Raw genomic sequence first — 8,285 nt, forward strand, 5'->3', positions numbered from 1 at the left:
CCCCACCCCTTTCCGGTCTTTCGGCCGGCGTCGCTTAATCCATGCAAGCCAGTCGCCAGCGGCGATGCGAACGATGTTTGGTAGATTGCGCCAGGCTGTCTGACGTCTCTCCTCAACAACGAGGAGTCCAGCAATTCGGGCAGCTCGGATCGCAGCCTTCGCGGTCGACCTACTGACACCGGCTCTTGCCGCAATCCTACCGAGGGGCCAAACGCACTGCCCTGTCTCGGCGATCCTCTCGGCCACTACCGACAACACTGCAAGCATCGCTGCCGTGAAATCGCCTGCCAAACGAGCTGGGAGCCACCCCGAGGCTGCCCACTGCCGACGACGCACCATCGAAGATGCGGATCGAGGACGAGAGCCAGATCGACAAGGGACAGGAGGAGGAAGAAACGATCGCTGCTTCGGCACCGACAGTTCAGCGCGGCGCGCACGGCCAGCAGCGTCGATCGCCATCAGGTCGGCATCGGACAGGCCAAGGCTGTAGGAGACGCTGACGAGCCGGTCGATTTCGTTGGCATTGGTGCATCGTGAGATAGCGACCAGCATGGTGGCGCATGTCTGCATTCGCCCGATCCTTATACAAGACCAGCGTCAATCAGACGGACGAGCGTCATCACTCCCGGAATCGATCGATTCCGAGTTGACGAGCGGCAGGGATTTTGGGAAGGTCGAGCAACCACGAACGACTTTCCGGCGATCCTCGCCGACGATGCCCGGCCGCACTGCGAGCCGGGTTTTTCGTTTCTGCGCTTATGAATCGCGCATTGCCGCACACGATGCCCTAGGCACGGTCTACACGCAAGGCGATCCGATCAAGGTCCACTCCAGCCATATATGATCCGGTGATCATCGGACGATCGTGCGCCCGATGAACCCTTGATCGATCTCCAGATCATCGGACGATCAATCGCTAGATCATCGGGGGATCATCGTGTCAGATCGCTGGGAAACCTATGCCGAGGCTGCCGATCGGTTGAACATGACCACGGACGCCGTTCGCCATAGAGCGAGGCGTTTGGGATGGCGTCGGACCCGGTCGAATGATGGCAAGACCCTCGTCATGGTGCCGGATGATGTCGAGCCGATCGAACTATCAGAAGATCCGGTGATCATCACCAGATCGGACGATGGATCATCACCCGAACGATCGCATGATGATCTCGCGATTGATCTCTTGCATGATCGGATTCGAGACCTTCAAGCTGATCTCTCTAGAGAGAGAAATGAGCGCCTTGCTGAACGCGAAGCAACCGGCCGTATGGCGGATCGGCTGATCGAAGCAGAGAAGGCGAAAAGTGATGCCGAGAAGGCTGCAGCCTTGGCGCAAGCGGAAGTCGCTCACCTTCAAGAACGTCTCACAGCGGAGATGACTGCGCACCGATCGGAGATCGACCATCGCGATGATCGACTTGCTGAGATTGCATCGGATTTAAAGCAGATGCGATCCCGCTCATTGTGGCAGAGGCTGGTAGGATAAGGCCATTATGGATGCGCGATCGACCTCCCGGCTACTCCCGTGGCGCCAGCCATTTCGCATATGCGCGGATGTCGATCATCGGAACAGTCGCTTGTGCTTGCAACTTGGCGATCAGCTCGAAAAGGAACGCAGTGGCGGGACGACCTTCCTTTGTGAAGACGTAATCTCCTGTTTCGCCCAGGACGAAATATCCATGGGCGGCGACGCACCCGACGTCGAGACGACCATCGTTATCCGTGTCGGCAAGAGCCCTCCGGATCGGCTCCTCGAACGGTGGGTTCCAGCCGCTATCCAACGTTAGTAGGCCTGCAATAATGTGAGTTAACGCGCGGGCTGGGTAAACGCCACCGGCATGGGGAATAGGAAGGCTGGTACGGCAAAGCTTGCGGACGCTTCTGGCTTTTTCCTGCGCATAGGCGACGTGCCTGGCGTCGATCTGCTGCTTGGCTTCGAACACCGCGTAGACGCTTTCTGCCGGAATGACTGGTTGGCCGTCGCCATGTAGGACGAAAGGGCTGTATTGCCGGTCGTAAACCACAACGTCGATTTGCTGGCTGAATGTTCCATCGCTGTCCACAACGTGGGCGCGGTCCACACAATACCGCCGAGGCAGATACTTCTTCAGCAGCTCCAGCCAGATTGCCTCCGTTGCGTCGCCTTTCGTGCCGGGATGCCCGTATGCTTCACGAGCGAAGGCAAGGCGCGCTTGGATGTCTTCGTGTAAGCCAGCGAGCAGGCGACCAAGATCCCAGCTCATTGGACAATCTCTCCCCACGTTCGCTTTTCACGCGATGCTTCTGCGAGTAATGCAATGGTCTGCTTACCAGCCGCCGTTAGATCGTCCGAAATGATGTTGTTTGTATTCGCTGGATCAACGACCCTCGCGTTCGGAAGTCGGTTACGAAGGTATTCGAGCACGCTCAAGAAATTATCCGGTAGGTTTCCTGCCGGCTTGCCCTGCAGAGCATTCATGACTGTGAGTTCGAGATAAAAAGACGGAAAGTCGATGCCGTTTTGATTCCGCCACAGCTTCGTAAGCCGGATCTCGTCCCGGTATGGGCTGCGCGAAACCTGCGAAACATGAACGCGAATGTCTGTCTGAGTCCACGTACCAGCATTTCGCCGATAGAGGCTGTGATCGGTCCTCTGCAGCGACCGGAGCCGGCCCGGGACAAGATCGACGTCGTAGCCGACGACCTTGGTGCCGATCGACACATTCTGTTCCCTCGCTCCGTACTCGGTGCCGTGCATCAAAGCGAAAAGCTTGTCGTAAATTTGCTTCAGCGTGCCTGGAGTATCGGGATGCAGAGAGATGAAGAAGTCGACGTCTGTACCGCTTCGATTCGCCGTCCCTTTTGCGAGCGAACCGCTGGGCTCGAATCCAACCAAGTATTGCTGCGCCCACTGTGTGATAACCGGTCGAATGTATCCTTCAACCACGTTTGCTGGAGAATATAATCCCGTGTCGACCGTTTCCCTTGTCAGAATGCTCCGCAGGTATTCGTAGGCGGTCATATTTCCTCCAGCCGCGCCACTTAATCCAGCAGACCAAAACGCTGCATGCGTTCTATGGTTTTTCTGATGGCCTGCATATGCGGGGGATCGATCAAATCCTGAATGCGTCGATGCTCTTCCATCATTTTATAGACAGCAGACATACCTGGAGGATTGAGCGCATTCTGCACCTTTTCCAGGTAGCCTATATTTGGGGTGATCCGATCGACCATGCGCTGGATCCCTTCAAGCTCTCGCGCAAACGAGCGCGGTATGTACCCACTGCCATAGCTTCCAGCCTCTTGATGGATTGACCGTTCACGTATGCGCCGCGCTTCCGCCTCGGCCCCTGCGCGCGCAGTGTCCATCAACACAGCCGACTGGGCCTTCCATTTAACCTGCAACCGCCGAAGCAACGTTTCAGGGGTAGTATTAGGCTGCGGGCTTGCGGCAATTACCTGCTTCATCGCCGTCGAAGGTTTCATTTCAGGATGTGCCAGCAACTTGCCGGCAACAGCGTTAAGCAATGCGGTGTCGTCCTTGCCGCTGCCGGTGGGACGTCCGCGCTTTCTACCATTATAAGTCATGAGAACCTCCGTAGGTTGATGACCTCAATATGGCGGAAAACGACTTGGCATTCATAGTGAGAAGAATTGTGAGAACAAGTTTTTTTACGAGGATAAATCAAGGCCAAACGATGATGAGCGAGGAAAATTACGATAGAAGCGAATTATCCTCGCAGAGATAGCATCGGACCGATTTAAGCTCGTACTGGATCCAGTCGCTGATGCAAAAATTAGGAGTTCTACACCGGCAGCAATGGCAAATTGGAGAAAGAGCGAAGCGATGGGGAGTTTAGCTTGCGCTCCATAAAACCGAATTGGTTGTTTTGTTTTACGGAGGATGGTGCGGGTGCGGGGGATCGAACCCCGCCTGAGGGCTCTTCAGCCCGGTCTTTACCAGTCACTCTCTAACGCTCACCGCTTACATGGGTCGGAACCCGCAGCACCTCTGCCGTTCCCATGCACCGTTTAAATGTACGCATAGCGGTCTCCCAAGCCAGATTGATCATGACTGAATCAAGCAGCGGCGAGGTTCCGACCCACGCAGCGAGAGCCGTCCAGATTATGATCTGAAGACCTACGGCGAAGCTGGTACCAGCCTTTATACATGCGGCGCTGACTACGCAAAAGCTCGCATCGTGAATCAGAATGGTTGTATCCTGTTCAAGTTGCCTTCGCTTGCTCCAGCACCCGCTGCACTTGTACCGCCTGCCACTTCCCGCCTCGCACAGTCGCGAAGCCTCGCTCATTAAGGGCCTTGGCTATCCCGCTCATGGATGTGGTTCCAGCTGATTGGATGTCCTCAATCACCGGCATCAGATCTTCGGCATGTCGGCGCGCCATTTCGGCTCGAACCTTCGCCGACGCCTCGCGTCCCATGTGAGCGATCTTCGAAAACGATCCTCTATCCCCGCCAAGCTTCTTCCCTCTGGCCTTTGCCGCAGCCAAGGCGTCCTTCGTGCGCTTGGAGATCATTTGGCGTTCTTCATCGGCAACCATGGCCATAATGCCCACGGTCAGCCGGTTCGCGTTCGGCATGTCGGCCGCTACGAAGTCGACGCCCGCCTTTTCGAGGCCTAGGAGGAAGTGAGCGTCACGGGACAGGCGATCGAGTTTTGCGATGACAAGCTTGGCATTGTGAAGCCGGCAGAGGCGTAAAGCCTCGTCGAGCTTCGGTCGGTTATTGCGCTTGCCGCTCTCGATCTCGATCACCTCAGCGATGAGGGTCCAGCTCCCGCCATTCAGAAATTCCTCAACGGCCTTGCGCTGCGCCTCGACGCCGAGACCTGACTGGCCCTGCCGAGCCGTGGAGACGCGCAGATACGAGACGAACCGACCGTCGGCCATAGCCGTTACCTTTCTGACTACGAACGTTGTCAGAAATGTAACAAAATGCGGAGACTGATCAAGTCACGCTTCTGCAAGCTCGTCGAATTCATCGCCTTCAGGATGAAGGCCTGATAGCTCATCAAGGAAGAGAAGCAAATTTTCGCCGGCAATTTGCGCAGCCGCCCGCACAGAAGGTGAGTGCAATTCATCTACTATTACTATCGAAAGAACTCTATGAGATTCTTCAATCAAGCTGATTACATATTCATCATGCTCTACAGAAGAAACACGCCGCTTTGATTTCCTAATCTTTTTATACAAACCAGCCCCCGGTACATCTGTAACCGTCGAAATTTATCGCAGCGACAAAAGGCGAAATTCGAGAAGGATGCCCATAATGCCACGCGGCTGGCGACGACAAAAGAGAGAAGGAGATAGGCGAGAGAGAAGAGGAGATCGGAATCTCCGCCATCAGAACCGCCGCCCATAACAAAAGAAATAATTGCAAAGGCAACTAAACGCCGTTGGAAAACCTAGAAAAGAAGGCATCAGCGAAATGAATAAATACCCGATAATTCATCAATAAATCGAATATGTTGCAGCCGCAGCCGATCGGTGGCAAGATGCACGGCCTTTGTTGCGCTTCGCACAACAGGGCGCGCCCCGTCAGACGCCACATCTGACAGGGTGCTCAGAAATTCTTCGCGGTAGCCAGTCATCAGAATCTCAAGAGGACCCTAATAACAGAATGCACCCTATCTCAGACGCCCGTTTTGGGCAAGCACCGGCCACCCATTTGGCGATCATTTCGACTGCGATCGACCGCGTCATCGCCGCCGATCCGGCCCAAACCGAAATACCACTTCCCCTTCGCCCAGAAATCGCCTTATCGGAGATCGAATGGCATAAAGATCAATGTCTTAAATCTGGATCAGAGGCGGAGACCACAGCGCTACAGGAAACACCGGCACATATATGTTGTTGTGACGGAGAAAATAATCGCCCTCGTGGCAGACCTCGTGCACCATGGTGGCGATACGGTAGCGCAGCATGGCGAGACGTCGGGGCGACGAGAACCATCTCGTCGGCGCAGCGTCGAGATCTGCAAGCGGCTCATGGCCAAGCCGCACGGTCCGGTCGTCCGTTGAACGCGCTGCTGACGATCATGCTGCCAAACATCAACGAAGTCGAACCTGCCGAGCGATCAGCGGTGATCGCCCGCGAGGTGCACCGGATCCGGCAATGGGCAGGACGACACCTTCGAGGCTTCACGGCGATCTATGCCGTCGAGAGCTGTGACGAGCAGGGCAACGGACAGCACGTCCACGTCCTTTTCCATGCGCTTGACGAAGGAGCCAAGTGGAAATGGCAATACCGGCATGGTCGTCTTCGGCTCGTCCGCATCGATCAGCTCTGGCGCAAGATCGAGGCGAAGGTCGAGGCCTGGTGGGGCGGGCGGCCGATCGCCGACCTACAGGCTATTTCAGATCACGGCCATTGGACCGATGACGGCCATTGGGAGAGCCCGCTCCACTACCTTCTCAAATCCTGCTCGCCGCAAGCGATCTTTAGACAGCCCATTCGCCGCCGGAAGCGTCTCTGTCCTGTAGCCGGTCCTCGTGTCGGATGGAGCAAAGACCTGACCCAGGCTGTTCTTGACGCTCGCCGAATCCACTCCTCATCAAGAACAAACGGGGATCATCCTTGACCATGTTCCGTTTTGCGAGTATATTAAGCCATTGATTGGGAAGGGTCGGCAGGAATTCCGACCCGATCCATGATCGTCATCAACGCCGTCGTTTCCGATGCTCGGGAGCGGTGGCTTTTTTTTTGGAGGTGCCACATGGCACACGGAAATGCCCGACCACCGAAAGGTCGTCGGAAGGAAATGAGAGGAAGCTTCGAGGCAGAGCATGCTGCCCTCGTTGATCGCGCGGCGGACCATCTTGGCATGATCCGGTCGTCTTTCATCCGCTGGGCAACGATTGAGAAGGCTCGCGAAGTCCTGGCCGATCTCAATGCGGAGCCATTCGCATGACAACGAAGATCTACAACGCAAACAGGTTTGCCGTCTCCCAGCATTTCATCGCCAAGTCCGGCATGATCGTTGAGCCAGGTGTTGCGATCCAGCTTGACGAAATACCAGCACGGGCATTGATCAAGAATCTGCCGCGAAGAGCCCAGATCCATCACTTCTTACCGCTTCGGAGCCGACCAAGCCTAACCGCACGAAGCGCATGATGGCCAAAATCACTACCCGCCGCGTCGAGGAAGCAGGGCGATGACCAACAGATGCTTTTGAGACCTAGGAGCGGAAAATGCGTTGGTGGATTTGGAAGGCTTATTGCGAGCTTGTCGAGGCGGCCTCGGTGTCAGAACCGGCCGAGGTAGCTTGTGTCGGAGTGGCTTTGTCCAGATCCTCAAATAGATATGGAGAGGGTCGATCAAGCGCCGAGGCCGCGCTCGCGGTCGAGCTGATGTAATTCTCGACAACCGCTACGCTTGCCTCATCCAGAGTGTAGCCGTCGACCGTGGGCAGAAGCTTCACCCTTTGAAAATTCGTGCTGAGGCGCTCTGCGGCTTGCTGAGTGCGAGGAACCATAACCACCCGTCCACGGATCATGGTGACACCAACGTCCTGATCGACGTTGATTCCAGCGCTCGCCAGAAGCTGCCCTGGGCTAGTCCTCTCGGCAAAAAGCTGCCTTTCCATGGACGTGGTACGGGTTTGGATATCTTTGACGACGGCGCTGGTGTCCGTGCTCACCTTCTCCATGGAGGCGATCGTCGTCCTCATCTCACCAATTGTTGTCGCTACGCTCCATTGGTTCGACAGCACTACGCCGGTGATACCAACGACGATAGCCGTGAAGGCAAGGTTGATCCCTGCGGCTGCCCAGACTGTCGAACTGCTTGCGGTCATCATCGTGCTCCTACGCCGCCAATATAGCGATCTAAACCACTACTGGCGAGGGCTCCTCATATGCGAGAAGGCGGCTCTCATCATCTAGGATTGTCGGTTAAGGCATCACCCTGTGGCCCGATGTTGCGAAAGTAGAAAGTTCGTCAGTGAGCCGGCAAACATCGGAGCAGGTCACCATTCGAGAGCTGACAATTCTAGCACTTCTGCTTTGTCGATGCGGCCTAAGGCATCACCCTAAACTGCTCTCTCAATCGTTTTCCAGGCGCCTCAGCGCCGTCTGGTGGGTTATCTGGGATCAAAACCCTTCCCATCGCTCCAAGCGCCTCTTCGAGCTTCTTTGACGGTTTAACGCGGATCTTTGAAGTAAGATTCGTATTTCGTGGGAGCCGCAAATTTGCCCCCACCCCTTTCCGGTCTTTCGGCCGGCGTCGCTTAATCCATGCAAGCCAGTCGCCAGCGGCGATGCGAACGATGTTTGGTAGATTGCGCCAGG

At 55.9% G+C, this 8,285-nt stretch carries 9 protein-coding genes and 2 pseudogenes; 2 read left to right on the top strand and 9 right to left on the bottom strand.

The genetic code is table 11. From position 1 onward, the window contains the following. Positions 1 to 570 (bottom strand): annotated as a pseudogene (locus B9A15_RS23295) (helix-turn-helix domain-containing protein); the annotation flags it as partial. A 367-nt stretch (positions 571 to 937) separates the two neighbouring features. On the opposite strand from B9A15_RS23295, the gene B9A15_RS22755 reads away from it, so the two are divergent. After that, positions 938 to 1,483 (top strand): hypothetical protein, encoded by a 546-nt coding sequence (locus tag B9A15_RS22755; RefSeq protein ID WP_139798559.1) that lies wholly within the window; start codon positions 938 to 940, stop codon positions 1,481 to 1,483. A gap of 31 nt (positions 1,484 to 1,514) precedes the next feature. Here B9A15_RS22755 and B9A15_RS22200 read toward each other — a convergent pair whose 3' ends face one another. The 6 genes from B9A15_RS22200 to B9A15_RS23090 all read right to left on the bottom strand — a co-directional run bounded on the left by B9A15_RS22200 (position 1,515) and on the right by B9A15_RS23090 (position 5,588). Beyond that, positions 1,515 to 2,240, bottom strand: a complete 726-nt coding sequence (locus B9A15_RS22200) for a DUF6602 domain-containing protein (protein WP_084413134.1) — start codon at positions 2,238 to 2,240, stop codon at positions 1,515 to 1,517. After that, positions 2,237 to 2,998, bottom strand: coding sequence for a nucleotidyltransferase family protein (locus B9A15_RS22205; RefSeq protein ID WP_084413135.1), 762 nt, complete (start codon positions 2,996 to 2,998; stop codon positions 2,237 to 2,239). Before B9A15_RS22205 ends, B9A15_RS22200 begins: the two co-directional genes overlap by 4 nt. 20 nt (positions 2,999 to 3,018) lie before the next feature. Beyond that, positions 3,019 to 3,564: a hypothetical protein gene (locus B9A15_RS22210; RefSeq protein WP_139798560.1), complete on the bottom strand. Its 546-nt coding sequence runs from the start codon at positions 3,562 to 3,564 to the stop codon at positions 3,019 to 3,021. Between the two features lie 639 nt (positions 3,565 to 4,203). Beyond that, entirely contained in the window at positions 4,204 to 4,887 is a 684-nt protein-coding gene (locus B9A15_RS22215; RefSeq protein ID WP_084413137.1) for a recombinase family protein, read from the bottom strand. A gap of 63 nt (positions 4,888 to 4,950) precedes the next feature. Then, complete coding sequence (locus B9A15_RS22760) at positions 4,951 to 5,190, bottom strand: hypothetical protein (protein ID WP_139798561.1); 240 nt, start codon at positions 5,188 to 5,190, stop codon at positions 4,951 to 4,953. A 227-nt stretch (positions 5,191 to 5,417) separates the two neighbouring features. After that, positions 5,418 to 5,588 (bottom strand): hypothetical protein, encoded by a 171-nt coding sequence (locus tag B9A15_RS23090; RefSeq protein ID WP_170923412.1) that lies wholly within the window; start codon positions 5,586 to 5,588, stop codon positions 5,418 to 5,420. A gap of 425 nt (positions 5,589 to 6,013) precedes the next feature. Between B9A15_RS23090 and B9A15_RS22225 the strand changes: the two genes are divergently transcribed. Further along, a complete protein-coding gene (locus tag B9A15_RS22225) occupies positions 6,014 to 6,577 on the top strand; it encodes a hypothetical protein (protein WP_084413139.1) in 564 nt (187 codons plus the stop codon). 633 nt (positions 6,578 to 7,210) lie between these two features. On the opposite strand, the gene B9A15_RS22765 is transcribed toward B9A15_RS22225, so the two are convergent. Next, positions 7,211 to 7,795: a hypothetical protein gene (locus B9A15_RS22765; RefSeq protein ID WP_139798562.1), complete on the bottom strand. Its 585-nt coding sequence runs from the start codon at positions 7,793 to 7,795 to the stop codon at positions 7,211 to 7,213. 218 nt (positions 7,796 to 8,013) lie between these two features. Beyond that, positions 8,014 to 8,285 (bottom strand): annotated as a pseudogene (locus B9A15_RS23300) (hypothetical protein); the annotation flags it as partial.

It is taken from the genome of Fulvimarina manganoxydans, assembly GCF_900176465.1.
Taxonomy (GTDB): domain Bacteria; phylum Pseudomonadota; class Alphaproteobacteria; order Rhizobiales; family Rhizobiaceae; genus Fulvimarina; species Fulvimarina manganoxydans.